Source organism: Arthrobacter sp. YD2 (assembly GCF_030410475.1).
GTDB classification, from domain to species: Bacteria; Actinomycetota; Actinomycetes; order Actinomycetales; family Micrococcaceae; genus Arthrobacter_B; species Arthrobacter_B zhangbolii.
On sequence record NZ_JAUHHB010000001.1, the window covers coordinates 972898 to 999173 of the forward strand.

Annotated in this window: 24 protein-coding genes; 16 read left to right on the top strand and 8 right to left on the bottom strand. The window is 66.3% G+C overall.

The genetic code is table 11. The features are described from left to right. Positions 1–8 precede the first annotated feature (8 nt). Positions 9–1067: a LacI family DNA-binding transcriptional regulator gene (locus QWJ37_RS04795; protein WP_290244382.1), complete on the bottom strand. Its 1059-nt coding sequence runs from the start codon at positions 1065–1067 to the stop codon at positions 9–11. A gap of 230 nt (positions 1068–1297) precedes the next feature. Here QWJ37_RS04795 and uxaC point away from each other — a divergent pair, with 230 nt between their 5' ends. The 10 genes from uxaC (at position 1298) to tsaD (ending at position 11477) form a co-directional block, all read left to right on the top strand. After that, the gene (uxaC, locus tag QWJ37_RS04800; RefSeq protein ID WP_227928810.1) at positions 1298–2728 is read left to right on the top strand and encodes a glucuronate isomerase; all 1431 of its coding nucleotides are present in this window, start codon (positions 1298–1300) and stop codon (positions 2726–2728) included. A gap of 118 nt (positions 2729–2846) precedes the next feature. Further along, positions 2847–4073 carry a D-mannonate dehydratase ManD gene (manD, locus tag QWJ37_RS04805; RefSeq protein ID WP_290244385.1) on the top strand — a complete coding sequence of 409 codons (1227 nt, stop codon included), beginning with the start codon at positions 2847–2849 and terminating at the stop codon, positions 4071–4073. Beyond that, entirely contained in the window at positions 4070–5680 is a 1611-nt protein-coding gene (locus QWJ37_RS04810) for an altronate dehydratase family protein (RefSeq protein WP_290244387.1), read from the top strand. The genes manD and QWJ37_RS04810 overlap by 4 nt, the downstream gene beginning before the upstream one ends. 49 nt (positions 5681–5729) lie before the next feature. Continuing rightward, positions 5730–6776 (top strand): L-glyceraldehyde 3-phosphate reductase, encoded by a 1047-nt coding sequence (gene mgrA, locus QWJ37_RS04815; protein WP_227928813.1) that lies wholly within the window; start codon positions 5730–5732, stop codon positions 6774–6776. Then, the gene (locus tag QWJ37_RS04820; protein ID WP_290244388.1) at positions 6776–7318 is read left to right on the top strand and encodes a GNAT family N-acetyltransferase; all 543 of its coding nucleotides are present in this window, start codon (positions 6776–6778) and stop codon (positions 7316–7318) included. The genes mgrA and QWJ37_RS04820 overlap by 1 nt, the downstream gene beginning before the upstream one ends. Positions 7319–7330: 12 nt before the next feature. Next, positions 7331–8623, top strand: a complete 1293-nt coding sequence (gene alr / locus QWJ37_RS04825) for an alanine racemase (protein WP_290244389.1) — start codon at positions 7331–7333, stop codon at positions 8621–8623. After that, positions 8620–9159: a tRNA (adenosine(37)-N6)-threonylcarbamoyltransferase complex ATPase subunit type 1 TsaE gene (gene tsaE, locus QWJ37_RS04830; protein ID WP_290244390.1), complete on the top strand. Its 540-nt coding sequence runs from the start codon at positions 8620–8622 to the stop codon at positions 9157–9159. Before alr ends, tsaE begins: the two co-directional genes overlap by 4 nt. Positions 9160–9217: 58 nt before the next feature. Then, a complete protein-coding gene (gene tsaB, locus QWJ37_RS04835; RefSeq protein ID WP_290244392.1) occupies positions 9218–9886 on the top strand; it encodes a tRNA (adenosine(37)-N6)-threonylcarbamoyltransferase complex dimerization subunit type 1 TsaB in 669 nt (222 codons plus the stop codon). A 26-nt stretch (positions 9887–9912) separates the two neighbouring features. Next, complete coding sequence (gene rimI / locus QWJ37_RS04840; protein ID WP_290244832.1) at positions 9913–10398, top strand: ribosomal protein S18-alanine N-acetyltransferase; 486 nt, start codon at positions 9913–9915, stop codon at positions 10396–10398. Further along, the gene (gene tsaD, locus QWJ37_RS04845) at positions 10395–11477 is read left to right on the top strand and encodes a tRNA (adenosine(37)-N6)-threonylcarbamoyltransferase complex transferase subunit TsaD (protein ID WP_290244394.1); all 1083 of its coding nucleotides are present in this window, start codon (positions 10395–10397) and stop codon (positions 11475–11477) included. The genes rimI and tsaD overlap by 4 nt, the downstream gene beginning before the upstream one ends. 116 nt (positions 11478–11593) lie before the next feature. On the opposite strand, the gene QWJ37_RS04850 is transcribed toward tsaD, so the two are convergent. After that, a complete protein-coding gene (locus QWJ37_RS04850) occupies positions 11594–12739 on the bottom strand; it encodes a glutamate--cysteine ligase (RefSeq protein WP_290244396.1) in 1146 nt (381 codons plus the stop codon). Positions 12740–12900: 161 nt separating this feature from the next. On the opposite strand from QWJ37_RS04850, the gene QWJ37_RS04855 reads away from it, so the two are divergent. After that, complete coding sequence (locus QWJ37_RS04855; protein ID WP_227903774.1) at positions 12901–13713, top strand: shikimate 5-dehydrogenase; 813 nt, start codon at positions 12901–12903, stop codon at positions 13711–13713. 67 nt (positions 13714–13780) lie between these two features. On the opposite strand, the gene QWJ37_RS04860 is transcribed toward QWJ37_RS04855, so the two are convergent. After that, a complete protein-coding gene (locus tag QWJ37_RS04860) occupies positions 13781–15010 on the bottom strand; it encodes a methyltransferase (RefSeq protein ID WP_290244399.1) in 1230 nt (409 codons plus the stop codon). 54 nt (positions 15011–15064) lie between these two features. Here QWJ37_RS04860 and QWJ37_RS04865 point away from each other — a divergent pair, with 54 nt between their 5' ends. Then, positions 15065–16222 (top strand): aminotransferase class I/II-fold pyridoxal phosphate-dependent enzyme, encoded by a 1158-nt coding sequence (locus tag QWJ37_RS04865; RefSeq protein ID WP_290244401.1) that lies wholly within the window; start codon positions 15065–15067, stop codon positions 16220–16222. A gap of 86 nt (positions 16223–16308) precedes the next feature. Here QWJ37_RS04865 and QWJ37_RS04870 read toward each other — a convergent pair whose 3' ends face one another. The 5 genes from QWJ37_RS04870 to QWJ37_RS04890 all read right to left on the bottom strand — a co-directional run bounded on the left by QWJ37_RS04870 (position 16309) and on the right by QWJ37_RS04890 (position 20616). Further along, positions 16309–16614 carry a hypothetical protein gene (locus tag QWJ37_RS04870; protein WP_290244402.1) on the bottom strand — a complete coding sequence of 102 codons (306 nt, stop codon included), beginning with the start codon at positions 16612–16614 and terminating at the stop codon, positions 16309–16311. Between the two features lie 175 nt (positions 16615–16789). After that, positions 16790–17548: an ABC transporter ATP-binding protein gene (locus tag QWJ37_RS04875; protein WP_227903763.1), complete on the bottom strand. Its 759-nt coding sequence runs from the start codon at positions 17546–17548 to the stop codon at positions 16790–16792. Continuing rightward, positions 17545–18561, bottom strand: a complete 1017-nt coding sequence (locus QWJ37_RS04880; protein WP_227903761.1) for an iron chelate uptake ABC transporter family permease subunit — start codon at positions 18559–18561, stop codon at positions 17545–17547. The genes QWJ37_RS04875 and QWJ37_RS04880 overlap by 4 nt, the downstream gene beginning before the upstream one ends. Beyond that, complete coding sequence (locus tag QWJ37_RS04885; RefSeq protein ID WP_227903760.1) at positions 18554–19585, bottom strand: ABC transporter permease; 1032 nt, start codon at positions 19583–19585, stop codon at positions 18554–18556. Before QWJ37_RS04885 ends, QWJ37_RS04880 begins: the two co-directional genes overlap by 8 nt. Positions 19586–19671: 86 nt before the next feature. Then, positions 19672–20616: a siderophore ABC transporter substrate-binding protein gene (locus QWJ37_RS04890; protein ID WP_290244406.1), complete on the bottom strand. Its 945-nt coding sequence runs from the start codon at positions 20614–20616 to the stop codon at positions 19672–19674. 333 nt (positions 20617–20949) lie between these two features. On the opposite strand from QWJ37_RS04890, the gene groES reads away from it, so the two are divergent. The 4 genes from groES to QWJ37_RS04910 all read left to right on the top strand — a co-directional run bounded on the left by groES (position 20950) and on the right by QWJ37_RS04910 (position 26243). Then, complete coding sequence (gene groES / locus QWJ37_RS04895; protein WP_087076694.1) at positions 20950–21246, top strand: co-chaperone GroES; 297 nt, start codon at positions 20950–20952, stop codon at positions 21244–21246. An 82-nt stretch (positions 21247–21328) separates the two neighbouring features. After that, positions 21329–22939 carry a chaperonin GroEL gene (gene groL / locus QWJ37_RS04900; RefSeq protein WP_227903758.1) on the top strand — a complete coding sequence of 537 codons (1611 nt, stop codon included), beginning with the start codon at positions 21329–21331 and terminating at the stop codon, positions 22937–22939. A 485-nt stretch (positions 22940–23424) separates the two neighbouring features. Further along, on the top strand, positions 23425–24945 hold the full coding sequence (guaB, locus tag QWJ37_RS04905) for an IMP dehydrogenase (protein ID WP_290244411.1): 1521 nt from the start codon (positions 23425–23427) through the stop codon (positions 24943–24945). Between the two features lie 158 nt (positions 24946–25103). Then, entirely contained in the window at positions 25104–26243 is a 1140-nt protein-coding gene (locus QWJ37_RS04910) for a GuaB3 family IMP dehydrogenase-related protein (RefSeq protein ID WP_227903755.1), read from the top strand. Positions 26244–26276: the final 33 nt, after the last annotated feature.

Below are 26276 nucleotides of genomic sequence, written 5' to 3' on the forward strand. Positions count from 1 at the left end.
GCAATTTCTTACTGTTTCGCATTGCTTGACCTTTCATTGAGTCCTGCGTCTTCGCGGGACGTGAGGGGCACTGCTGAACGGTGGGGAACGGATGTTGAATCGCGGATCATCAGGTGGATGGGCAGGGCCTCGGGCGGCAGATCCCGGCGTTCGGGAAGAATGCGGTCGATCAGCGCGTCCACGGCCGCCGTTCCGACCTTGCGCAGGGGAGCGCGGACGGTAGTGAGCGCCGGCGAGACCAGGGTGGCGGCGCTGACGTCATCGATGCCCACCACGCTCATCTGCTCCGGTACGCGTATGCCCCGCGCCTGCAGGCGCGAGAGGATGCCAAGTGCCATGAGGTCGTTGTAGGCCAGCACCGCGGTTGCGCCCGACGCCGCCGCCAGGTCAGCTGCGGAGAGTCCGCCGTCGAAAACCGGCGGGAAGGAGCCGATGCTGACCACCTCGAGCCCCGGCAGATCGGTGAGGGCCAGGCGGATGCCGTTCCGGCGCTGGCTGTCTGACCACGACGTCGCCGGTCCGCCGGCGTAGGACACCGTGCGGTGCCCCAGGGCGTAAAGGTGTCCCAGCGCCTGGCGGACAATCTCGGTGTCATCGACAGTGATGCTGTCCACCTGCGGCAGCCGCCGGTTGATCAGCACCATGGTGGTGTCCCGGGCGATCTGCCCGAGATCCTCATCCGACATGCGCGGGGAGCAGAGAATCAGCCCGTCGACCTGGGAGGCCAGTTTCCGTACGAGCTCGATCTCCGCACGCACGTCCTCGTCCGAGTCCGCCACGAAAACGGCGTAGCCCTCGCTGAGGGCCCGGCCCTGCACACCCTTGGTGACTGAGGCGAAGTACGGGTTTTCCAGATCCGGCACCACCAGGCCGAAGTTGCTGGTGCGTCCGGTGATCAGGCCGCGTGCGGAGGTGTTCACGCTGTACCCGAGCTGGGCTGCGGCGGCGAGGATGCGGTCGCGGGTGTGCGGGGCGACCAGGTCCGATGCTGAGAGGGCACGTGAAACCGTTGATGCGGAGACGCTGGCCAGTCTCGCTACATCCCTGACAGTTACCGCACCCGCCATTGCAGGACCCGCCTCACCTCGTTGTCGCGGCCACCGGAGTGTGGCGTACACCACACAATGCAATCGTTTGCAAACCGTGTCAATACTTTCGCCGTTCGGATTTTCCAAAGCTGATTCGCTCCCGGAAAGGCCTTGCCTTCTCAGGCATTCACCCGCATATTGGAGTGCACCAGGCCGTGCAGGGCGTGGCATTTGTTGCAAACGTCGTGTTTCAAAGGAGAGGCATCAACGTGACCGAACAGCGCACCGCCTGGCAGCTGGACCCGGATCGGGCCCTGCCGGCCGAGCCCGGCGTCCGGGCCCTGGCCCGCGAAATCTACGCCTCCACCGCCGCACTGCCCATTGTGTCGATGCACGGGCACGTGGACGTGGACCTGCTGGTGCAGGACGAGCCCTTTGCCAATCCCGCCGAGATGTTCGTGATCCCGGACCACTACCTGGTGCGTATGCTCGTCTCGCAGGGGGAAAGCCCCGCAGCACTGGGTATCCCCACACAGGACGGATCCCCGTACGAGACGGATCCCCGCGAGGTCTGGCGCCGGTTCTGCCGCAACTGGAAACTCTTCCGGGGAACCCCCACCCGCTACTGGCTGGAACACGAACTGGCGGTGGTCTTCGAGGCTCCTGCACCTCCCTCGGAGGAAACCGCCGACGGGCTTTACGATTTTCTTCTTGACCGGCTGGCCCGGGACGAGTCCCGCCCCAGGGCGCTGCTGGACCGCTTCAACGTGGAACTGCTGGCCACCACCGACTCTGCCGCCTCCGGCCTTGCAGGGCACCGGAAGCTTGCAGAGCAGGAAGGGCGCCAGCGGATCCTGCCCACGTTCCGTCCCGATGACCTGCTGCACATCCGCAGGCCCGGCTGGGCGGCCGACGTCCGCCGGCTCTCGGAAGTCTCCGGCATCGAAGCGGGGGATTACGACTCGTTCCTGCTGGCCCTGCGGCAACGCCGGGCAGCGTTCCTGCAGGCGGGTGCCAGGGCCACGGACCACGGACATCTCAGCGCGTCGGCCGAGCCGTTGGATCCGGCCGACGCCCGGAGCATCTTTGCCGCCGCGCTGCGCGGTGAGTCCGATGCGGCGGCAGCCGAAGCCTTCGCCGGCGGAATGCTGTATGAAATGGCGCGCATGTCCGCCGAGGACGGGCTGGTGATGCAGCTGCATCCGGGGGTGCTGCGCAACCACAGCAGTGCCGTCCGCAGCCGCTATGGAACCGACAAGGGGTTCGATATTCCGGTGCGGGTGGAATTCACCCGTGCGCTGCAGCCCCTGCTGAACAGCTTCGGCATGGATCCGGGTTTCCGGATGATTGTCTTCACCACTGACGAAACGGTGTACTCCCGGGAACTGGCGCCCCTGGCCGGCGCCTATCCCGCCCTGCGGCTTGGTGCGCCCTGGTGGTTCCTGGACAGTCCCGAACAGATGCGCCGGTTCCGCGAATCGGCGGTGGAGACCGCGGGCTTTTACAACACCAGCGGTTTCGTTGACGACACCCGTGCGCTGGCGTCCATCCCCGCCCGGCATGACCTGGCCCGAAGGATCGATGCGGGTTTCCTGGCCCGTCTGGTCGCGGAAGGCAGGCTGGCGGCGGCAGAGGCCGTGGAGACCGGAATAGACCTCGCCTACAACCTTCCGCTGCAGTCCTACGCGCCCCGGCCCTGAGAACCGCGACCGGGCGCACGGTTTCATCCCGCTCAGTTCCACCCCTACCGGCGCCACACCTGTCAGCCACCCCTACCGGCACCGCCCCTACCAGCACCACCCCTACCAAGGAGAGACCATGGCAATCCGCTCGGCAGAAGTGCTGGTCACCAGCCCCGGCCGCAACTTCGTCACGCTCAGGCTGACCACCGATTCCGGGGTGGTCGGGCTGGGCGATGCCACCGTCAACGGCCGTGAACTGGCGGTGGCCGCCTATCTGAAGGAACACGTGGTGCCGCTGCTGATCGGCCGGGATGAACGCCGGATCGAGGACACCTGGCAGTACCTGTACCGCGGGGCGTACTGGCGCCGCGGCCCGATCACCATGGCAGCGATTGCCGCCGTCGACGTCGCGCTCTGGGACATCCTGGCCAAGGAGGCCGGGCTGCCGCTCTACCGGCTGCTGGGCGGGGCGTCACGCACGGGCTGCCGGGCCTACGGCCATGCCTCGGGCAGCGACCGGGATTCACTCTTCACCTCCATCCGCAATCACCTGGACCAGGGCTTCCGGGCCATCCGGGTCCAGACGGGAGTCCCCGGACTGGGCCAGATCTACGGGGTCGCCGCGGACCAGCGGCCCGGACAGCGCTACGACTACGAACCAGCGCTGCGGGCTCCGCTGCCCGCCGAGGAAGCCTGGGACACGCGGGCGTATCTTCGCCACATTCCCCAGGTCTTCGCCGATGTCCGGGCTGAGTTCGGTCCGGAACTGGTCCTGCTGCATGACGGCCATCACCGGATGACCCCCAACCAGGCTGCCGGGCTCGGAAAGTCGCTGGAACCCTATGACCTGTTCTGGCTGGAGGACTGCACACCGGGGGAAAACCAGGAGGCGCTGCGCCGCGTGCGCTCGCAGACCACGGTTCCGCTGGCCATCGGGGAAGTGTTCAACAGTGTGTACGACTATCAGACCCTCATTACCGAGCAGCTGATTGACTATGTCCGCTCGGCCGTCACCCACACCGGCGGCATCACCGCGCTGCGGAAGCTGATGGACTTCGCGGCCGTTTACTCGATTAAATCCGGGTTCCACGGACCCACGGATATTTCCCCGGTGGGCCAGGCCGCCCAGCTGCACCTGGGCCTGGCGCTGCACAACTTCGGGATCCAGGAGTACATGAAACACTCCGAGGACACCCTGCGCGTCTTCCGCACCGGCTACAGCTTCAGGGACGGGCTCCTGCACCCCGGGGAGGCTCCGGGACTGGGCGTGGATTACGACGACGAGGCCGCCAAATCCTTTGACTACACACCTGCGTACCTGCCGGTCAACCGGCTGCTGGACGGGACGGTGCACGACTGGTGAGCAGCCTTCCCGGAGTGCCGGCGGGCAGTACCGCCGAGCCGCACAGCGAAAGCCCGCACAGCGAAAACCCGCAGAGCGGACCCGCACGGCACACCGCCGTGCTGCGCCTCGCTGACGGGGACGAAGTAGGCGTAGCCTTGCGCCTGCTCCCGGCAGGGGAGCCGGTGGAGGGGCCCGGAGGGTCCGTCCTGGTTCCCGCCGCCAACATTCCGCAGGGGCACAAGTTGGCGCTGGCGGATATCGCCGCGGGAGACCGGGTACACAAATACGGGCAGGTCATTGGGCAGGCCACCACACCGATTACCGCCGGAGACCATGTCCACAGCCACAACCTGGCGATGGCAGAAGCCGGGCAGGACATTGAGTTCGGCACGGCACGCTTCCAGCCGCCGGCGCCGGACGGCCCGCGGCCGGTCTTCCAGGGCTACCGACGGCGCAACGGGCGTGCCGGGACGCGGAATTACATCGGAATCCTGACCTCCGTCAACTGCTCCGCGAGCACCGCCCGGATGATCGCGGACCAGTTCCGCGGCCCGGTCCTTGATGCCTTCCCCAATATCGACGGCGTGATGGCACTGACGCATTCCTCCGGCTGCGGCCTGGTGGCTGGCAGTGAAGGTGCAGAGATTCTCTTCCGGACCCTGTCCGGCTATTCCCACCATCCGAACTTCGCCGGACTGCTGGTGGTGGGGCTGGGCTGCGAAATGCTGCAGGCCGACCGCCTGATCGATGCGGAGATATCCGCCGAGCTGGTTGAGCGGCTGGTCATCCAGGAATCCGGCGGGGTGCGGGCATCGGTACGTGCCGGCGTGGAGGCAGTCCGGCGTATGCTGCCGGTGCTGAACGAATGCCGGCGCGAACCGATCGATGTCTCGGAGCTGGTCCTGGGGATGAACTGCGGCGGATCGGACGGCTACTCCGGCATCACCGCCAATCCGGCACTGGGCGTGGCCTCGGACCGGCTGGTCGGCTGGGGCGGCACTTCCGTCCTGGCTGAAACACCGGAAGTTTTCGGCGCGGAACACCTCCTTGCCGCCCGGGCGGTAACCCGCACTGTGGGGGAGCGGCTGCTGGACCGGCTGGGCTGGTGGCAGGAGTACGCGCTCCGCGGCGGAGGCAGCCTGGACAATAACCCGTCGCCGGGCAACAAGGCGGGCGGACTGACCACCATCCTGGAAAAGTCGCTGGGCGCCGTTGCCAAGGCAGGCCGTGCCGAGCTCACCGATGTCATTGGCTATGCGGACCGGATCCGCGGGCCCGGGCTCGTTTTTATGGATACACCGGGCTATGACCCGGTATCCGTCACCGGAATTGTGGCCGGCGGGGCCACGGTGGTGTGTTTCACCACCGGACGTGGTTCGGTGCTGGGCTGCCGCCCGGTGCCCAGCATCAAACTGGGCACCAACACGGAGCTGTACCGCCGGATGGCGGAAGACATCGACATCAACTGCGGCGAAATCATTGACGGCGGAACCGACCTGCAGGAGATGGGGGAGCGGATCTTCCACCGGATCCTGGCCACCGCCTCGGGCCGGCAGACCGTGAGTGAGGAACTGGAACTCGGACAGGATGAGTTTGTCCCGTGGCAGCTGGGAGCCGTGACATGAGCGGACCCGTACGCAGCGCCGCGTGGGGCACGGTGGCATTATGGGGGCCATGACTTATGAAGCTGCGGAAAACCGATACGATTCCATGCCGTACCGCCGGGTTGGCGAGAGCGGGCTGAAACTGCCGGCCGTCTCGCTGGGGCTCTGGCACAACTTTGGCGACGACAAGGACTTTGACACCCAGCGGGCCATTCTTCGCCGTGCCTTCGACCTGGGCGTCACGCACTTTGACCTGGCCAACAACTACGGCCCGCCCTACGGTTCCGCGGAAACCAACTTCGGCCGCCACCTGCGCGATGACTTCCGCCCGTACCGGGACCAGCTGGTAATCTCCAGCAAGGCGGGCTATGACATGTGGCCGGGCCCCTACGGCAACTGGGGATCGCGCAAGTACCTGCTCTCCAGCCTGGACCAGTCGCTGGAACGCATGGGGCTGGATTACGTGGACATCTTCTACAGCCACCGTCCGGACCCGGACACCCCGCTGGAGGAAACCATGGGGGCCCTGGATACCGCCGTGCGCTCCGGCCGTGCCCTGTACGCGGGTATTTCCTCCTATTCGCCGGAGAAGACGCTCGAGGCGGCACGGATCCTGCGGGAGATGGGCACCCCGCTGCTGATCCACCAGCCCTCCTACTCCATGCTCAACCGCTGGGTGGAACAGGGGGACCCCAACCTCTTCGCGGCGCTGCGTGAGGTCGGCGCGGGATCCATCGCGTTCTCACCGCTGGCCCAGGGCCTGCTCACCAACAAGTACCTGGGCGGGGTGCCCGATAATTCCCGGGCCGCCGCCGGCAAGTCGCTGGACCCCTCGCAGCTGTCGGACCAGAACCTGGAGCGGGTGCGGGGGCTGAACAGCATTGCGGAATCCCGCGGCCAGACCCTGGCGCAGATGGCCATCGCCTGGGTCCTGCGTACTCAACCGGACGGCTCTGCCATCACCTCCGCCCTGATCGGAGCCTCCAGCGTCAAGCAGCTGGAGGACTCCCTGGCCGCCGTGAACAACCTCGAATTCAGCGACGACGAGCTGCGCCGGATCGACGACTACGCAGTGGATTCCAAGATCAACCTGTGGGCCGCCGCCCTCGAGGCGTAGTGGAGGGACTGCACATCCGGGAGGCCCGGCCGGGAGACTGGCCGGGCCTCTGGGCCATCATGGAACCGGTGCTTCGGTCCGGGGAGACCTACTGCTGGGACACCACCGCTTCGGAGGACGCAGCACGGCCCCTCTGGCTGGAGCCCGCCCCGGCCGTCGTGTTCGTCGCTGAACTGGACGGAACCGTAGCGGGCACGGCCCAGCTGCACCCAAACCGCCCCGGCAACGGCAGCCACGTGGCCAACGCGTCGTTTATGACCGGGACGGCGTTCACCGGACGCGGCATCGCCCGTGCGCTTGCCGAGCATGTGCTGGCCAAGGCAGCCCGCCGCGGTTACCGGTCCATGCAGTTTAACGCCGTGGTGGAAACCAACACCCGGGCAGTGCGGTTGTGGCAGTCGCTGGGTTTCCGGATCCTCGCCACCGTGCCGGAGGCATTCCGGCACCCGCGGCACGGCCTGACCGGACTGCACATCATGCACCGTTCGCTGACAGAGGGTGAAACGGCGCCGGACCGGGACGGCGAAAGCGTGCGGGAGTGAAAGAATAGGGACGTGAACTACCCTGAATTCCCTTCCCCGGCAGAACGTGCCGCCGTCATCGACCTGGCCGCCATCCGGCACAACGTCCGCCACCTCTCCCACATTGTCAGTCCCGCCCGGGTCATGGCCGTTGTGAAGGCGGACGCCTACGGTCACGGTGCCGTGCAGACCGCCCGGGCCGCACTTGAAGCAGGCGCAGCCTGGCTGGGAGTGGCACACATCAGCGAGGCGCTGGAACTGCGTGCCGCCGGGATTACCGCTCCGGTGCTCGCCTGGCTGCACACGCACCAGACGAAGTTCGACGAAGCCATCCGGGAGAACATCGACGTCGGAGTATCCGGCTGGGACCTGGACGCCGTGGTGGCTGCCGCCCGCGAACTGGAAATGCCGGCCCGGGTGCACCTGAAAATCGACACCGGCCTGGGCCGCAACGGCTGCCCGGAGGAACTCTGGGAAGCCTTCGTGGGCCGTGCGCTGGCCTACCAGGAAGAGGGACTGCTGCGGGTGGTGGGCATCTTTTCCCACTTCGCCGTGGCCGACGAACCGCACCGGCCGGAAACCGATCAGCAGCTGGAGAAGTTCCGCATCGCCGTCGCCGTGGCCGAGGACGCCGGTGTGGACCGCGAGGTGCGGCACATTGCCAATACCCCGGGCGCCCTCTCCCGCCCCGACGCCCATTTCGACCTGGTCCGAATTGGGCTGGGCATGTACGGCCTGTCTCCGTTTGCCGGACAGACCCCGGCCGAGCTGGGACTGCGCCCGGCGATGACGCTGAAAACCACCATCTCCGCCTGCAAGGAGGTCCCCGCCGGGCAGGGAGTCTCCTACGGGCTGCACTACCGCACCCAGGAACCCACCACGCTGGCCCTGGTGCCGCTGGGCTACGCCGACGGCGTCCCGCGCGTAGCCACCGGCGGTCCCGTCCAGGTGGACGGGCAGGTGTATCCGGTGGTCGGACGGATCGCCATGGACCAGATGGTCATTGACCTGGGCCGCACCGGCATCGCCGGTACCGAGGATTCCCTGGTCGGCAGGGAAGCGGTTCTCTTCGGCGGCGAAGGCCTGCCCGGGGTGGACGAATGGGCTTCGGCCGCCGGCAGCATCAATTATGAAATCATCACCCGGATCAGTGAGCGGGTTTCCCGCACCTACATCGACAGCGCCGCAGGAACCGCCGAGGAATCCGGAACCGGGCCCATTGCACTGGAAGCCGTCCCCGAAGCGCCGTCCGGTGAAGCGCCGTCCGGTGACGTGCCGGGCGGAACAGCGGAAGCAACCGGGGCCGAGGCGGTCCGGGCACAGTGACGCAGTCTGCACAGTGGGAAGCTGAATACCGGACCCGCGGAGCCCAAGAAACCAAGACCCTGGCCGCCCGTCTTGCACGGACCCTCCGCCGCGGGGATCTGGTGCTGCTCACCGGGGAACTGGGTGCGGGCAAAACCACCTTCACCCAGGGCCTGGGCGAAGGCCTCGGAGTGCGGCCCGGGATCATCTCGCCCACCTTCGTGCTGGTTCGGGAACACCCCAACCTCGGCGACGGTCCGGACCTGGTCCATGTGGACGCCTACCGGCTGGCCTCCGAAGGCGAAGTTGATGATATTGATCTCGAAGCGTCGATGGACCGCGCCGTCACCGTGGTCGAGTGGGGCCACGGCCTGGTGGAACACCTGGCGGACAGCCGGCTGGAGATAACCCTTGTCCGGGAGGTCGGAGGGGATCGCCCCCTGGCCGCCGGGAACGCGCCGGGAACCGACTTTTCAGACGACGACGCCGATGAGGAGCGCGTCCTCCGGCTCGCCGGCTACGGTCCGCGCTGGCAGGACGCACCGGACCTGCGCTGAGGGGGCAGGCCGGGTCCCGCACCAAGGGCACCGCGGCACGCGCCGTAGAATGGAAACCGTGCTTATCCTCTCCATTGATACCTCCGCCATAGCCAGCGCGGCACTGCTCACCGGGGAGGGGGAAGTAATTGCGTCCTTCGCCACCGAAGACACCCGCTCCCACGCCGAGGTCCTCGCGCCGGGCATCGCCGGGCTGCTGGCCGGGGCAGGCGTGACCGGTGCGGACCTTGATGCCGTGGTGACCGGTGTCGGCCCCGGGCCGTTCACCGGCCTGCGCGCCGGCATCGCGACCGCCCGCACCTTGGCTTTCGCCTGGGACAAGCCGCTGCACGGGATCATGAGCCTGGACGCCATAGCCGTGGATGCGGCCCTGGACGCCTGGCGGCTGGGGATTGACGAGTTTGCCGTCGCCACCGATGCCCGGCGCAAGGAGGTCTACTGGGCTGCCTACCGCAGCACCGGCGGGACACCCGAGCTTCTCGACGGTCCGCATGTCTCTGATCCGGCGCAGGTTCCGGCCCTGCCGGTCTACGGCGCCGGTGCGGGCCTTTACCCGGAGGTCCTCCACGCCGTAAAGGATTTCGCCAACGCCCAGCCCACCGCTGAGGCCCTCGGCCGCACCGCGGCCGCCCGCCTGGTGCGCGGCCTGCCGCTGTTGCCCAGCACCCCGCTGTACCTGCGCGAATCCGATGCCAAGGTCCCGGGCCCCCGGAAGCGTGCCCTGTGAGCAACACGGCCATCTCCATCCGTCCCATGACCGCCGAGGACATCCCCGCGGTGGATGCCTTGGAGCGCAGGCTTTTTCCCGTCGACGCGTGGCCGCTGCAGATGTTCCACGATGAACTCGCCCAGACGGACACCCGCTCCTACTACGTGGCGGAAGATCCGGCGGGCACGGTAATCGGCTACGCCGGCCTGATGTGTGTCCTGCCCATCGCGGACGTCCAGACCATCGCGGTTGTGCCCGAAAATGAGGGATCCGGCATCGGTTCCCGGCTGCTGGCCATACTCGTGGAGGAGGCGAAACAGCGCGGCGCCGAAGACGTGCTGCTGGAGGTGCGGGATGACAATCCCCGTGCCCAGCGGCTGTACCGCTGGTTCGGCTTCGAACAGATCCACATCCGCCCGCGCTACTACCGCGACGGCGCTTCCGCACTCATCATGCGCCTGCCGCTGGCCGCCTGGACCGGGGCGCCCGGCCCCGCAGCATCCGAACAACAGCAAAAGGACAGCAAATGAACCGCACCGACCCGCTGGTGCTTGGCATCGAATCCTCCTGCGATGAGACCGGCGTCGGCATTGTCCGGGGCACGCAGCTGCTGACCAACACGGTGTCCTCCTCCATGGAGGAACACGTGCGGTTTGGCGGGGTGATCCCGGAAATCGCCTCCCGCGCCCATCTTGATGCCGTGGTGCCGGCCCTGCAGGCGGCCCTGGCCGAAGCGGGCGTCAGCCTCGCGGACCTGGACGCCATCGCCGTCACCTCCGGGCCCGGGCTCTCCGGAGCGCTGATGGTGGGCGTCAGCGCCGCAAAGGCACTGGCACTGGCCACCGGCAAGCCGCTGTACGCCATCAACCATTTGGTGGCGCACGTGGGAGTGGGCGTGCTCGACGGCGGCGCGCTGCCGGATAACCTCGGTGCGCTGCTGGTCTCCGGCGGACACACGGAAATCCTGCGCGTTGCCTCCCTCACCAGTGATGTTGAACTGCTTGGCTCCACCATTGACGACGCCGCGGGCGAGGCCTATGACAAGGTGGCACGCATCCTGGGGCTGGGCTACCCGGGCGGGCCGGCCATTGACCGGCTGTCCCGTGAAGGGAACCCGAAAGCCATCCGCTTCCCGCGCGGCCTGACCCAGCCCAAGTACATGGGCACCGCCGAGGCCCCGGGCCCGCACCGCTACGACTGGTCCTTCTCCGGCCTCAAGACGGCCGTGGCCCGCTGCGTGGAGCAGTACGAGGCCGCCGGACAGGAGCTGCCGGTGGCGGACATCGCCGCGTCCTTCCAGGAGGCAGTAGTGGACGTCATCACCGCCAAGGCCGTCCTGGCCTGCACCGAGCACGGCATCACCAATCTGCTGCTCGGCGGGGGAGTGGCGGCGAATTCACGGCTGCGGGAGCTGACCGGGGAGCGCTGCGCCGCCGCAGGAATCACGCTGCGCGTCCCGCCCATCTCCCTGTGCACGGACAACGGCGCCATGGTGGCGGCCCTGGGCGCGCAGGTGGTCATGGCCGGCGGGGAACCCTCCGGCATCGGTTTCGGCACGGACCCGTCCCTGCCTGTGACCAGCATCCATCTGGCCCCCGCCGGCGCGTAGCGTTCGGCGGCAGACGGCAGACGGCGCATCCGCGCCCCGCAACTTCAGTCCTGACAGTAGGGCCCCGGCGGTTATCCAGCCGGGGCCCTTCATGCTTTTTGGCAGACTCCGCCGGATCAGGCCCCGCGCAGCTGGGCGATGCCGTCCAGGACGACGGCGCGCAGGTCGCCGTCGTTCTCCGCGGCGACACGGCGCTGGCGGTGGTAGCCGGCGCCCCGTTCAATAATGGTGCGGACGTCGTTCAGCTCGCTGCTGCAGCCCAGCTGCTCCGCAATGGGCTCAAGCCGGGGCAGGACATCTTCGAGCAGATGCTCGGTAACCAGCTTTTCGTTGCCCGCGGCGTCGAGAATAACAATGGCTTCGAGCCCGTAGCGGGCAGCCCGCCATTTATTTTCCTGCACGTGCCACGGCGGCATGGTGGGGATGGTGCCGCCCGCGTCGATGATCGAGGAGAACTCGTGGACCAGGCACTGGGTCAGCGCTGCCACCGCGCCGATGTCCTGCAGGCTTGCCAGACCGTCGCAGACCCGCATCTCGATGGTGCCCAGCCCCGGAACCGGCCGGATGTCCCAGCGGATTTCGCTGATGGAGTCAATCACGCCGGTGGTGAGCATGTCCGCCACGTAGGACTCGTACTCCGCCCAGGATGCGAACTGGAAAGGCAGCCCGGACGTGGGCAGCTGCTGGAACATCATGGCCCGCTGCGAGGCGTACCCGGTGTCCTCCCCGGACCAGAACGGCGACGAGGCGGAGAGCGCCTGGAAGTGCGGGAAGTAGTTCACCAGTCCGTCCAGGACGGGGAGGACCTTGTCCCGGCTGTCCAGTCCCACGTGGACGTGCACACCGTAAATGAGCATCTGCTGGCCCCACCACTGGGTGCGGTCAATGAGCTTTGCGTACCGTTCCTTGTCCGTCACCGGCTGTGACCTCGGCGCGCTGAACGGGTGGGAGCCGGAGCAGAAAAGCTCCACGCCCATGGGGTCAGTGACCCGGCGGACGGCTTCGAGGGAGCGGGTCAGATCCGCCTTCGCCTCGGCCACGGTGGTGCACACCCCGGTCACCAGCTCCACGGTGTTCTCCAACAGCTCCTGCTTGATGTGCGGGTGCTCCTCATCCGCGCGCATCGCCGGATCGTTGGCGTTGACACCGGACAGCACCTGGTCTGCCACGGAGACCAGGTCACCCGTGCGGCCGTCCACCAGGGCGAGTTCCCACTCGACTCCCAGGGTTGACTGCGCGGACTTGGCGAACTCGATTTCCAAACTGTCTCCTGCTTCATGCAATACCAAATAACAGCGCCCGGACCCGCATCTTTGCGCTTGAGAACCTTCACAATCCTATAACCGCCGCGGGTCCGGGCGAACCGCCGGCGAAAACCCGTCCGGGTGCCGGGCCACCGGCCGGGCACGGCCATAATGGGTAGATGCCGATCCTGAACAAAGACATGACCCTGTGCATCTCGCTGGCCGCCCGGCCCAGCAACATCGGGACGCGCTTCCATAACTACCTTTATGACCAGCTGGGCCTGAACTACGTATACAAAGCCTTTGCGCCGGCTGACCTGGCGCAGGCGATTGCCGGGGTGCGCGGGCTGCCCATCCGCGGCGCGGCGGTATCCATGCCGTACAAGGAGGATGTGATTGCCCTGGTGGACCGGATGGATCCCTCCGCCCGGGCCATCGATTCGGTGAACACCATCGTGAACGACGACGGCGTGCTGACGGCCTACAACACGGACTACCTGGCCATCGCCCGGCTGCTGCGGGACCACAGCGTGCCTGCCTCGCACTCGGTGCTGCTGCGCGGATCCGGCGGCATGGCCAAAGCGGTGGCCGCAGCGCTGCGGGATGCAGGCTTCTCCGACGTCACGGTGGTGGCCCGCAACGAGGGAACCGGGCGGGCCCTGGCGGATCTGTACGACTTCAGCTGGCAGGCCGAGCCGGGCACCTCCACGGCGGATCTGCTGATCAACGTGACCCCGCTGGGCATGGCGGGCACCGATGAGTCCGTGCAGTCCTTCACCGACGACGCCGTGGCTGCCGCCAAGGTGGTGTTCGACGTCGTCGCGCTGCCCGCTGAGACGCCGCTGATAGCCGCTGCCCGGAAGGCGGAAAAGCAGGTCATCACCGGCGCCGAAGTGATTGCCATCCAGGCGGAGGAACAGTTTGTGCTCTACACCGGGGTGCGGCCCACACCCGAGCAGGTCCGGGCGGCCAGCGAGTTCTCCCGCGCCTGACCGGCCAGCCGCCGGCTGACGGGCCGGTGCCGGCTAACGGGCCGGCCGCAGCCGGGCGGCGGTGCCGTCAGGACTCCGGAACCGGCTCAACCACCAGTGCCACGCGGTCCTCGCCGATCCGGGTGAGGACCAGGGTTGCCTTGTTCTGCCCCTTGGCTCCGCCCTTGCTGGTGCCGGTGAGCAGGGCCTTGCGCAGTTCCTCCGGCGTAACGGACATACCCCGCTTTTTGATGTCCAGCACGCCGATGTGGTTCTCCTTCACCCAGGACCTGAGCGCCTTGACGTTGTACGGGCGAACCTCCAGGATCCGGTACGCCCGGGCAAAGGGCGTCTCACGCAGTTCGGGGGCGCAGATGTAGGCAATGTGGGGATCCAGCAGGTGCCCGTCCAAGGTGCGCGCAACATCGGCCACCAGCCCGGCCCGGATCACGGCGCCGTCAGGCTCATAGAGGTACCCCTCGGCCGGCCCCAGCTCCACGTCCTGGGCCCCGGCGTCGTAATCCACCGGTGAGGTGAGTTCAGCGGCGCCGCCGGAACCGATCACCAGTGCCGCCCGCCGGACGTTTTCGCGGCGCAGCGTGTTGAACCAGAGGGTAGCCTCGGTGACGTCTCCGTCCACGGAGACCCACTGTGCCTCGCAGTTCGCCGGCAGCGCCTCATGCGGGATGCCCGGCCCCATCTTCACGCCCACGGGCAGCCCGGAGTCCGCCAGTGACTCCACAAAGGACAGCGGCGGTGAGAAGGCCTCCGGATCGAAAATGCGGGTGGTACCGGAGGTGGACGTGGTCCGCCGCGCCGGATCCAGCCACACGCCGTCGAACCCGGTCAGGTCGAACTCCTCGGCCCTGCCCTGGACCACGGTCGCTTCGGGCCACGGCATCAGGTTGATGGTGGCCGCGGCTGCGGTGATCTCATCTAGTTCAACGGCGGTCACCTGTCGGTCCAGGGTGGCCAGCGCCAGGGAGTCGGCGCCGATGCCGCAGCCCAGGTCCGCCACCTTCTCCAGCCCTGCCTCCTGGTACCGGCGGGCGTGCAGGGCCGCCACATTGAGCCGGGTGGCCTGCTCCAGGCCGGGGGCGGTAAACACCATGTGTTCGGCGAACGGGCCGAACTTGGCCCGCGCCTTCATCCGCAGCTTTGCCTGGGTCAGGACGGCAGCCACCAGCTCGGGGGAGTGCCCTGCCTTGCGCAGGTCCGTGTTCAGCTTCAGGGACTCGGATTCGAGGTACGGCGGAAGCGAGTTCAGCAGCTGCCATCCCTCGGGGCTCAGAACATGTGCAAGGGAAGTATCAGGCATGCCCTCCAGCCTAGTTCTTCTGCGCACCTGCACGTTAGCTGTAGGTTGGGCGGCATGACGAGGATCTCCGCCGAGCCGCTGGCCGCACTGCGGTCCCGGACCAGCTACAAATGGCAGACCTATCCCGCGGACGTTTTGCCGCTGTTCGTCGCGGAGATGGATTATCCGCTGGCCGAGCCCGTGCAGCAGGCCGTGATCAGCCGGGTACTGGCGTCCGATACCGGGTACGTCGCCGGGCCCGGGCCGGTGGCCGAAGCCTTTGCCGGCTTCGCGTCCCGGACCTGGAATTGGGCCGTGGCCGCGGAGGACGTGGGGTGTACCACGGATGTGAGTGTGGCAATTGTGGAGTCCCTGCGCCAGGTAGTGCCCGTGGACGGCAGCGTGGTGATCACCCCTCCGGTGTATCCGCCGTTCTTCGAGCTGCCCGTGGAAGCGGACGCCTCCGTGGTGGAAGTGCCCCTGCTCGCGGCCGATGAGGGGTGGGCGCTGGATCTGGCGGGTATCGAACGGGCATTCATCCGGGGTGCGGATGCGCTGCTGCTGTGCAATCCGCACAATCCGCTGGGCCTTTGCCACCCCGCCGAAACGCTCCGGGCGCTCGCGGACCTGTCGGTGAAGTACGGTGTGGCGGTCATCAGCGATGAGATCCATGCCCCGCTGGCTTATTCCCCCGGCTCCTTCACCCCGTACCTCTCCGTCTCGGAGAATGCCCGCGACTATGGGATTACGGTCACCGCGGCCAGCAAGGCATGGAACATCGCCGGCACCAAGTGCGCGGTGATGGTGGCGCAGAGCAGCCGAACCAGACTGCAGCTGGCATCGATGCCGGAGGAGGTCCAGGCCCGGACCAGCATCCTGGGGCTGCACGCATCCGTGGCAGCCTACAACGACGGCGGTCCCTGGCTGTCCGGCGTGATGGAATCACTGGCCGCGAACCGGGAGCTGCTGGGGAATCTGCTGGCGGAACACCTGCCCGGAGTCGGGTACCTCCGGCCGGCCGCCGGCTACCTGGCCTGGCTGGACTTCGGCCCGGCCGGCTGGGGCGACGCCCCGGCAGCCCTTGCCCTGGACCAGGCACGGGTTGCCCTGGAACCGGGGGTTCGCTTCGGCCGGCAGGGAGCGGGTTTCGCCCGGCTCAATTTTGCCTGCTCACCCGAGGTCCTCACCGAGGCGGTGAGGCGGCTGGCTGCGGTCACGCCGCCCGCGCGATAAACGCCGGGGCGCGATAAACGCACGGACGGGAGGTGCAGCTTGTGCAGCGGAAGGGCTGCTGCCACGGGAGCTGCGGCGCTGCAGAGCTACGCGGCAGGCGCCAGGATACTCAGCTGCCGCGGCGCCAGTGACTGAGGTGCGGTGCGGCCGGCCAGCACCGGCAGGGCACCCGTTTCCGAACTGCGCAGCAGGCCAGCCAGCGCCTCCTCCGTGGCCGACGCCTTCCGAAGGTCCAGCTCCACCGCAAGGCCGGGAAGCGCGGCATTGGCCCGCCGGGCCAGCACGTACAGCACCTTGCTGTTCTGCTCGGTGACCCGCCCGCGCACCACCAGGCGTGCCTGCCGGGCGTTCAGATCAAGCCGGACCGCCACGCGCAGCTTCGACTCCTCCATGGCAAGCCCTTCCCGAAAGACCGGATATGTGGGTCTTTCAACCTAGGAGAGGGCTGCGGCGTGGTGCAATGCACATTGGCGATTTCCGGTCCTGCAGGGGGCTACTTTCGTACCCGAACGGGGTGCGGGTCCGCGTTCCGGCCAGCCCGAACGGGCGCGGTACCGGATTGCCTGCTTAGGCGAAATACACGCCGATCCGGTTGCCGTCGATCTCTTCAATCCGGATGTCGATCTCGTAAATGTCACGCAGGATTTCGGGGCGCATGATGTCCGCCGGCGGGCCCTGATGGATCAGCCGTCCGTTGCACATGGCGATGATGTCGTCCGAGTAGCAGGAGGCAAAGTTGATGTCGTGGATGACCAGGACCACGGTCTTGCCGAAATCGTCAGTGAGCCGGCGCAGCAGCCGCATCATTTCCACGGAGTGCTTCATGTCCAGGTTGTTCAGGGGCTCATCGAGCAGCAGATAGTCCGTGTCCTGGGCCAGCACCATGGCGATGAAGGCACGCTGGCGCTGTCCGCCGGAAAGCTCGTCCACGAACTTGTCTGCCAGCGCGGTCAGGTCCAGGTACGCCATGGCCTGGTCAATGTGCGCTTTATCGTCGGGTCCGGGCCGGCCGCCGTTATGCGGGTAGCGCCCGAATCCCACCAGGTCCCGGACGGTCAGGCGGACAGTCAGCTGGTTGTCCTGGCGCAGGATAGCCATCTTCCGGGCCAGGTCCCGGCCCGGGGTGGAGACGACGTCGAGCCCGTCCACGGAAACCGTTCCGGCGTCCATCCCCAGCAGCCGGCTGATCATGGACAGGAGGGTGGATTTGCCGGCGCCGTTGGGGCCGATGATCGAGGTGATTCCGCCTTCCTTGATGGTGCAGCTCACCCCGTCCACAACCGTGGTGGCGGCGTACTTTTTGGTGACGCCGGTTGCCTGGATCATTTGACGGAGCCTTTCAGGAGCAGGATCAAAAAGACGATCCCGCCTACAAATTCAATGACGATGCTCAGCGCGGTATCAAACGCGAAGACGCGTTCGAGCACGAGCTGGCCGCCCACCAGGGCGATGATGCCGAGCAGGACGGCGATTGGAACAACGGCGGCATGCCGGAAGTGTGAACAGAGCTGATAGGCCAGGGACGCGACCAGCAGGCCGAAGAAGGTTACCGGCCCCACCAGTGCGGTGGAAACGGCAACCAGCACCGAGCAGATCACCAGCACCAGGGTCACTGTGCGTTTGTGGTTGATGCCCAGGTTGATCGAGGTCTCCCGGCCCAGGGACAGGACATCGAGCTGGTGCCTCAGGCGCCAGGCCGGAATACTCACGGCTGCCGCGGCGATCAGCGAGTAGGCGAGCAGCTTGCCGTCCACGTTGTTGAAGCTGGCGAAGAACAGGTCCTGCAGGATGATGAACTCACTGGGATCGATCAGCAGCTGCAGCAGGGAAGAAATGCCGCGGAAAAGCGTGCCCAGCACAATGCCGACCAGCAGCATCAGGTGCAGGGATTTGCCGCCGCCGGTAAAGAGCCATCGGTACAGCAGGAAGGAGAAGCCCACCATTAGGGCCACCTCCATGCCGTAGCGCAGCGGGCCGGACATGGCCAGCACCACGCCGCCGCCGAAGGCGAAGACCAGGAGCGTCTGGATAAGCACGTACAGGGCATCAAAACCCATGATGGACGGCGTCAGGATCCGGTTGGCCGTTACCGTCTGGAACAGCACGGTGGAGACGCCGACGGCGTACGCCACCAGGATCATCGAACCCACCTTGATGGCCCGGCGAGGCAGGACATAACCGATGTTCCCGCGCAGCTCGATGGTCATGAATACAGTGACCAGGGCTGCTGCCAGAACCGAAAGCAGGATGAGCCAGAAACGGGGGGAGAGGCTCCGCACCGGACGGCGGCGCCGCACGGTAAGAGCGGAGGGAAGGACGCTGGCGGGACTGCTAGGCACTGGCGGAGCGCTTTCTCAGGAGCAGGTAAAGGAACAGGGCGCTGCCGATGGCCGAGACAATGACCCCCACCGGGATTTCGTAGGGGTAGCGGATGGTCCGGCCGATGATGTCGCAGGCGAGGACAAACCCCGCCCCGAAGATGGCGACCCAGGGGATGGCCCGGCGGACATTGTCCCCGATCATCAGCGAGACCAGATTGGGAACGATCAGGCCGAGGAACGGCACCGAGCCGACACTGACAACCACAACGGCGCTGATCAGGGACACAATGATCAGCCCCAGTGTCATCACGCGGTTGTAGTTGAGGCCGAGGTTGGTGGTGAAATCCTGGCCCATGCCCGCGACGGTGAAGCGGTCAGCGGCCAGGTATCCGATGAGGGTCAGCGCGCCAACAATCCAGAGCAGTTCATAACGCCCCCGCAGTACGCCGGAGAAGTCGCCGACCATCCAGCTGTTCAGGGTCTGCAGCAGATCGAACCGGTAGGCGAAGAACGTGGTGACGGCAGCAATCACGCCGCCGAGCATAATGCCCACCAGCGGCACGATCAGCGTGTTCCGCAGCGGGATCCGGCGCAGGACCAGCAGGAAGAGTGCGGTTCCGGCAATGGCGAACACCGTGGCGGTGGACATTTTGGCCAGCAGTGAGGCGCCGGGGATAAACACCGTCACCACCAGGATGCCAAGGGATGCGGATTCCACGGTGCCCACGGTGGACGGTTCAACGAACTTGTTGCGGGCCATCAGCTGCATGATGAGGCCGGCGACGCTGAGGGCCATGCCGGCCAGGATGATGCTCAGGGTCCGCGGGAGGCGGCTGATCCAGAAAATGTGCCAGGCATGTTCATCGCCGGCAAGCAGGGCGGGCAGGGACACGTCGCTGACACCGACGAACATGGACACAACGGCAAGCACCAGGACGGCGGTTCCGCCCACTATCAGCATTGCCCCGGGGCCGGGACGCCGCCGGCCAACGCCGGCAGCTCCGGCAGGTGCCGGAGCCGGAGGGGAGAGGATTGCAGTCATGTTGCTTTTCCATCTTCCGCACCAGGCCGGCCTCCCTGGATGCGGGAGGCCGGCCGGCGAGGATTTAGCAGGAGCGTGGAAGCGGGCTAGGAAATGCCGTCCTGAACTGCGCTGACCATGGCGTCAACGTTGTTCAGGCCGTAGCCCACGAGGTACCAGCTGGAGGAATCCAGCATGGTGATGCGGTCATTGCGCGCTGCTTCGGTTCCCTGCACAAGCTCGTTGTCCAGGACAGCGGAGGCGACCTCGCCTGCGTTGCCGACGGCGACGTCGCGGTCAATCACGAACAGGTTGTCCGGGTTTTTTTCCGCGATGTATTCAAAGCCCACGCGTTCGCCGTGCTGGGCTTCGGACTTGATGTCAGCTGCGGTGGCAACGCCGAGGACGTCGTGCACCAGGCCGAAGCGCGAACCCGCTCCGTACGCGGTCAGCTCGCCGCCGCTGGTCATAATGATGAGGCCGTTGCCGGCGTCCGCCGCGGTTGCCTTGGTCTCTTCGACCTTGGCGTCCAGGGCGGCGAGCTTGTCCTCGACCTCGGCTTCCTTGCCGAAGATTTCCCCGATGATTTCGGTGTTGGAGATGAAGGAGTTCCACGGATCCGCGGCATCGGTGCTGAGGTTGATCGTGGGGGCGATCTTGGAGAACTCATCGTAGTAATCGGCAGTGCGGCCGGACATGATGATCAGGTCGGGGGCGCCGGCATTGATGGCCTCGAAATCGGGTTCCTTCATGCTGCCGATCTTGGCGTAGTCATCCGAGCCGTACTTGGAGAGGCTTTCCGGGAAGTTTGCGGCCGGGACACCGTCAACGTCAATGTCGAGGGCATCCAGGGTGTCGAGTGCGCCGAGGTCGAAGGTGTAGACGGTCTCCGGGTTGACCGGAACATCGGTGCTGCCCTGTGTGTGCTCAACCGTAACGGTCGAGTCGGAGGTCGAGTCGGCGTCGGCTTCTGCTGCTTCGGTGGAGCAGGCGCTGAGCGCAAGGAGGGACACGAGGGCGGTTCCGGCCAGCAGGCGGGACTTGGTGATCATGGGGGCTCCGGTGAGAGTCGATGTGCCTACCGCAGGAATAGGACACAGAAATGTTTTCTAATGGTGCGCGCAGATGAAAACTATCCCGTTAGGTAAGCCTAAGCAAATTCGGTTTACGTCATTGGTACCCCGGAGGCGTAATCCTGCGCACGTGATCCACGCAGCTCTGGCACTCACCTTGACCGAGTGCTAACCAATGCATAAAGTCTGACTTAGCACTCCGCACGTGAGGGTGCTAACTCCCCGAAGGGAAGCGCGAACCGGCACCGCGACGACGGCCAGCGCCAACCGACGGCCCCAAACCCGTTAGAAACTACGCAAAGGAGAGCCCGAGTGTCGGTCTCTATTAAGCCGCTTGAGGATCGTATTGTTGTCCGCCCGCTCGAAGCTGAGCAGACCACTGCTTCCGGCCTCGTTATCCCGGACACTGCCAAGGAAAAGCCCCAGGAGGGCGAAGTAGTTGCAGTTGGACCCGGCCGCGTTGACGACAACGGCAACCGCGTTCCGGTTGACGTTGCCGAAGGCGACGTTGTCATCTACTCCAAGTACGGTGGAACCGAAGTCAAGCACGGCGGCCAGGAATACCTGGTGCTGTCCGCCCGCGACGTGCTGGCCGTCGTCGTAAAGTAGTTCCCCTTGAAAACCCCGGCCACCATTCTGGCCGGGGTTTTCTGATGTAGGTGCAGATGTAGTTGTCGGAAAGGACACACACATGGCAAAGCAGTTGGAGTTCAATGACTCCGCCCGTCGCTCGCTGGAAGCCGGCGTCGATAAGCTGGCCAACGCAGTCAAGGTAACCCTCGGCCCGCGCGGCCGTAACGTTGTCCTGGCCAAGACCTGGGGCGCCCCCACCATCACCAACGACGGCGTCACCATTGCCCGCGAAGTTGAGCTGGAGGATCCGTACGAGAACCTCGGTGCACAGCTGGCCAAGGAAGTAGCCACCCGGACCAACGATGTTGCCGGCGACGGCACCACTACGGCTACCGTGCTGGCACAGGCGCTGGTCAAGGAAGGCCTGCGCAATGTTGCCGCGGGTGCAGCTCCCGGCGCGCTCAAGCGCGGCATCGAGGTCTCCGTGGATGCTGTTGCCAAGCGTCTGCTGGAAAACGCCAAGCCGGTTGAAGGCAACCAGGTGGCCCACGTGGCTGCCATCTCGGCGCAGAGCACCGAGATCGGTGAACTGCTGGCACAGGCCTTCGATACCGTCGGCAAGGACGGTGTCATCACCATCGAGGAATCCTCCTCGACGCAGACCGAACTGGTCATCACCGAGGGCATGCAGTTCGACAAGGGCTACCTCTCCCCGTACTTCGTCACGGACGCAGAGCGTCAGGAAGCCGTCCTCGAAGACGCGCTGATCCTGATCAACTCCGGCAAGATCTCCTCCGTGGCCGAGTTCCTGCCGCTGCTGGAAAAGGCACTGCAGGCCTCCAAGCCGCTGTTCATCATTGCCGAAGACGTGGACGGCGAAGCGCTCTCCACCCTGGTGGTCAACAAGATCCGCGGCACCCTGAACGTGGTTGCCGTCAAGGCTCCCGGGTTCGGCGACCGCCGCAAGGCCATGATGCAGGACATCGCAACCCTCACGGGTGCGCAGGTGGTCAGCCCCGACCTGGGCCTGAAGCTGGACCAGGTTGGTCTGGAGGTCCTGGGCTCTGCCCGCCGGATCACGGTCACCAAGGACAACACCACCATTGTTGACGGAGCCGGCTCCGAAGCCGACGTCGCCGACCGCGTGGCACAGATCCGTGCCGAGATTGAGCGCACGGACTCGGACTGGGACCGCGAAAAGCTCCAGGAACGCCTGGCCAAGCTCTCTGGCGGCATCGGCGTCATCCGCGTGGGTGCAGCCACCGAGGTGGAGCTGAAGGAAAAGAAGCACCGCATCGAAGATGCTGTTTCCTCCACCCGTGCAGCCCTGGAAGAGGGCATTGTGGCCGGCGGCGGTTCCGCGCTGGTCCACGCCTCACAGGCGCTGGACACCGACTCGGAGGTGGCCAAGCTGGAAGGCGACGCTGCCACTGCCGTCGGCCTGGTCCGCCGTGCACTGGCCCAGCCGCTGCGCTGGATCGCCGAGAACGCCGGGGCCGAAGGCATGGTTGTTGTATCCAAGGTGGGCGACCTGAAGGTCAACAACGGCTTCAACGCCGCCACCGGCGAGTACGAGGACCTGATCGCCGCCGGCATCATCGACCCGGTCAAGGTCACCCGCTCGGCACTGCGCAACGCCGCCTCGATCGCTTCGCTGGTACTCACCACCGAAGCCCTCGTAGTGGAGAAGCCGGCCGAAGAGGATGAGGATCACGGACACCAGCACTAGCCGGTAACCCCTCGCTTCACGCGAAGGCCCCGCCCGCGGTCACCGTTCCGCGGACGGGGCCTTTTGTGTGTCCGGACGGGAAGGCGGACGCCGCCACGGCGCAGTACCTGCCGGGCACCGCACCCGACGGTTTTGCCGTGGCTTCGCTCACACGCGAAAGCTCTCCGGACGGGAAACCGGTCCCCGGTCAGGAGGAAGGCGTGCTGTCCTTTGCGACGCCGGGCAGCGTGGACGGCTGCCCGGGAATCCCGGAAACATGCCTGTTTAAAGGGCAGGCGACCATCCGGGGAGGACCTGTCTGCGGGTCTGCTGACTACGGCGGGGCGCTGTCCCTGAGGATCCTGGCTTGCACCGGACGGGCGGGCATACCGGTGAAGGCAAAGGGATACGAACCGGCGGAATAGGGGCGGCCCCGCTTTCGTTTTAGGATAGGAACAGGCTTATTCGGGCCTTCTCCTTCCTCATCCCCCGAAAGAGGCGCAGCTTTGAGTCAGCAGTACCCAGAACATGATCCGTTCGGCTTCGTCGGCCTGACGTACGACGACGTCCTCCTGCTGCCCGGCCCGACGGATGTTATCCCCTCCGAAGCCAATACCAGCTCGCGGCTGTCCAAGCGCATCACCGTGCAGACCCCGCTGCTCTCCGCAGCGATGGACACGGTGACGGAATCCCGGATGGCGATTGCCATGGCACGCCAGGGCGGGCTGGGCGTTATCCACCGCAACCTTTCCATTGCCGACCAGGCCGAGCACGTGGACCGGGTCAAGCGCAGCGAATCGGGCATGATCACCAACCCGGTCACCATTTCCCCCGACGCGACCCTGCAGGAACTGGACGATCTCTGCGCCCACTTCCGGGTTTCCGGCCTGCCGGTGGTCGACGCCGAAAACACCCTGCTGGGCATCGTCACCAACCGCGACACCCGCTTCATCCCGGTATCCGAGTACTCCAACCGCAAGGTTGAAGAGGTCATGACGCGCATGCCCCTCATCACCGGGCGCGTGGGCATCAGCGCCGAGGAAACCGTGGAGCTGCTCGGCAAGAACCGCATCGAGAAGCTGCCGCTGGTGGACGCCGCCGGCAAGCTGCAGGGCCTGATCACGGTGAAGGACTTCGACAAGGCCGAGCAGTACCCGCTGGCCACCAAGGATGATGAAGGCCGGCTTCGCGTCGGTGCCGCCATCGGTTTCTTCGGAGACGGGTACGAGCGGGCCATGGCCATGGTCGAGGCCGGCGTGGACATCCTGGTGGTGGACACCGCCAACGGCCACAGCGCCGGCGTGCTGGACATGATCGCCCGCCTGAAGAAGGACCCGGCCGCGGCGCACGTGGACATCATCGGCGGCCAGGCAGCTACCCGCGAAGGTGCCCAGGCGCTGATCGACGCCGGTGCAGACGCCATCAAGGTAGGTGTGGGCCCCGGCTCCATCTGCACCACCCGCGTGGTGGCCGGCGTCGGCGTTCCCCAGATCACCGCCATCTACGAAGCGTCCAAGGCGGCCATCCCCGCCGGCGTTCCGCTGATCGCCGACGGCGGCCTGCAGTACTCCGGTGACATCGGCAAGGCCATCGTGGCCGGCGCCGACACCGTGATGCTCGGCGGCCTGCTCGCCGGTTCCGCCGAAAGCCCGGGCGACCTGGTCTTCGTGAACGGCAAGCAGTTCAAGTCCTACCGCGGCATGGGCTCCCTGGGCGCCATGCAGTCCCGGGGCAAGAACACCTCCTACTCCAAGGACCGCTACTTCCAGGCGGACGTGCCCAGCGACGAGAAGCTGATTCCGGAAGGCATCGAAGGCCAGGTGCCGTACCGCGGGCCGCTTTCCGCCGTGGCACACCAGCTGGTGGGCGGCCTGCGCCAGACCATGTTCTACACCGGCGCACGCACCATCCCGGAGCTGAAGGCCAAGGGCAAGTTCGTCCGGATCACCCCGGCCGGGCTGAAGGAATCCCACCCGCACGACATCATGATGACGGTCGAGGCACCGAACTACGGTTCGCGCCGCTAGGACCCGTTTTCCGGCCAAGGGGCAGCTCCTGCAGACATCGCAGGAGCTGCCTCCGGTCTTTTAACCACCCGTGCGGACAGTGCATTTACCTGCTGCGGAAGGTTACGGTTACCGGCAGCTTTCATGTGCCCGGCGCCTGCTGGGATAACCTAGGGAGCGTGAGTAACGAGATTGAAATTGGCCGTGGCAAGCAAGGGCGCAGAGCCTACTCCCTGGACGACGTGGCAATTGTGCCCTCGCGGCGTACCCGCGACCCGCAGGATGTCTCGATCAACTGGCAGATAGACGCATACCAGTTTGAGATGCCCGTCATCGGCGCTCCCATGGACTCCGTTATGTCCCCGGCCTCCGCCATCGCGCTGGGCAAACTTGGCGGACTGGGTGTCCTGAACCTGGAAGGCCTGTGGACCCGGTACGAGGATCCGCAGCCCCTGCTGGACGAAATTGCCCAGCTCAGCCGTGACAACTTCAATCCCGCCGCCACCCGCCGGCTGCAGGAAATCTACGACGCACCCATCCGCGCCGAGCTGATCAGCTCCCGCCTGGCCGAAATGCGCGAGGCCGGTGTGACCGTCGCCGGTTCACTCACCCCGCAGCGTACCCAGGAGTTCTACAAGACCGTCCTGGCCGCCGGCGTCGACGTCTTCGTTATCCGCGGCACCACGGTGTCCGCCGAGCACGTGTCCAAGACCGTGGAGCCGCTGAACCTGAAGCAGTTCATCTACGAACTGGACGTCCCCGTTATTGTTGGCGGAGCGGCAGGCTACACCCCGGCCCTGCACCTGATGCGTACCGGTGCCGCAGGCGTCCTGGTGGGCTTCGGCGGCGGCGCGACCACCACCACCCGCCGTGCCCTGGGCATCCACGCACCCATGGCCACCGCCATCTCCGACATTGCCGAAGCCCGCCGGGACTACATGGATGAGTCCGGCGGCCGGTACGTGCACGTGATCGCCGACGGCGGCATGGGCACCAGCGGCGACATCATCAAGGCCGTGGCCATGGGCGCCGACGCCGTGATGCTCGGTTCCGCACTGGCCCGCGCCGAAGAGGCTCCCGGGCAGGGGTGGCACTGGGGCCAGGAAGCACACCACAGCGAGCTTCCCCGCGGCGACAGGGTCCGCCTGGATACCGTCGGGTCGCTGAAGGAAGTCCTGTGGGGGCCCTCGCACCACACGAACGGAACGTCCAACCTGATGGGTGCGCTGCGCCGGGCCATGGCCACCACCGGGTATTCGGACCTCAAGGCGTTCCAGCGTATTGAGGTATTGGTGTCCCCCTACCAGTACAACCTGTAATAACCCGCGCGGATTGCCTAGAGTGGACGCAGC

Bases quoted from the DNA above. Each gene is read 5' to 3' on its own strand.
- manD (WP_290244385.1), top strand. From the start codon at position 2,847: ATGGCAATCCGCTCGGCAGAAGTGCTGGTCACCAGCCCCGGCCGCAAC.
- groL (WP_227903758.1), top strand. From the start codon at position 21,329: ATGGCAAAGCAGTTGGAGTTCAATGACTCCGCCCGTCGCTCGCTGGAA.
- mgrA (WP_227928813.1), top strand. From the start codon at position 5,730: ATGACTTATGAAGCTGCGGAAAACCGATACGATTCCATGCCGTACCGC.
- QWJ37_RS04865 (WP_290244401.1), top strand. From the start codon at position 15,065: ATGACGAGGATCTCCGCCGAGCCGCTGGCCGCACTGCGGTCCCGGACC.
- QWJ37_RS04870 (WP_290244402.1), bottom strand. From the start codon at position 16,614: ATGGAGGAGTCGAAGCTGCGCGTGGCGGTCCGGCTTGATCTGAACGCC.
- QWJ37_RS04890 (WP_290244406.1), bottom strand. From the start codon at position 20,616: ATGATCACCAAGTCCCGCCTGCTGGCCGGAACCGCCCTCGTGTCCCTC.
- QWJ37_RS04795 (WP_290244382.1), bottom strand. From the start codon at position 1,067: ATGGCGGGTGCGGTAACTGTCAGGGATGTAGCGAGACTGGCCAGCGTC.
- QWJ37_RS04885 (WP_227903760.1), bottom strand. From the start codon at position 19,585: ATGACTGCAATCCTCTCCCCTCCGGCTCCGGCACCTGCCGGAGCTGCC.
- QWJ37_RS04875 (WP_227903763.1), bottom strand. From the start codon at position 17,548: ATGATCCAGGCAACCGGCGTCACCAAAAAGTACGCCGCCACCACGGTT.
- tsaD (WP_290244394.1), top strand. From the start codon at position 10,395: ATGAACCGCACCGACCCGCTGGTGCTTGGCATCGAATCCTCCTGCGAT.
- rimI (WP_290244832.1), top strand. From the start codon at position 9,913: ATGACCGCCGAGGACATCCCCGCGGTGGATGCCTTGGAGCGCAGGCTT.
- QWJ37_RS04860 (WP_290244399.1), bottom strand. From the start codon at position 15,010: ATGCCTGATACTTCCCTTGCACATGTTCTGAGCCCCGAGGGATGGCAG.
- QWJ37_RS04855 (WP_227903774.1), top strand. From the start codon at position 12,901: ATGCCGATCCTGAACAAAGACATGACCCTGTGCATCTCGCTGGCCGCC.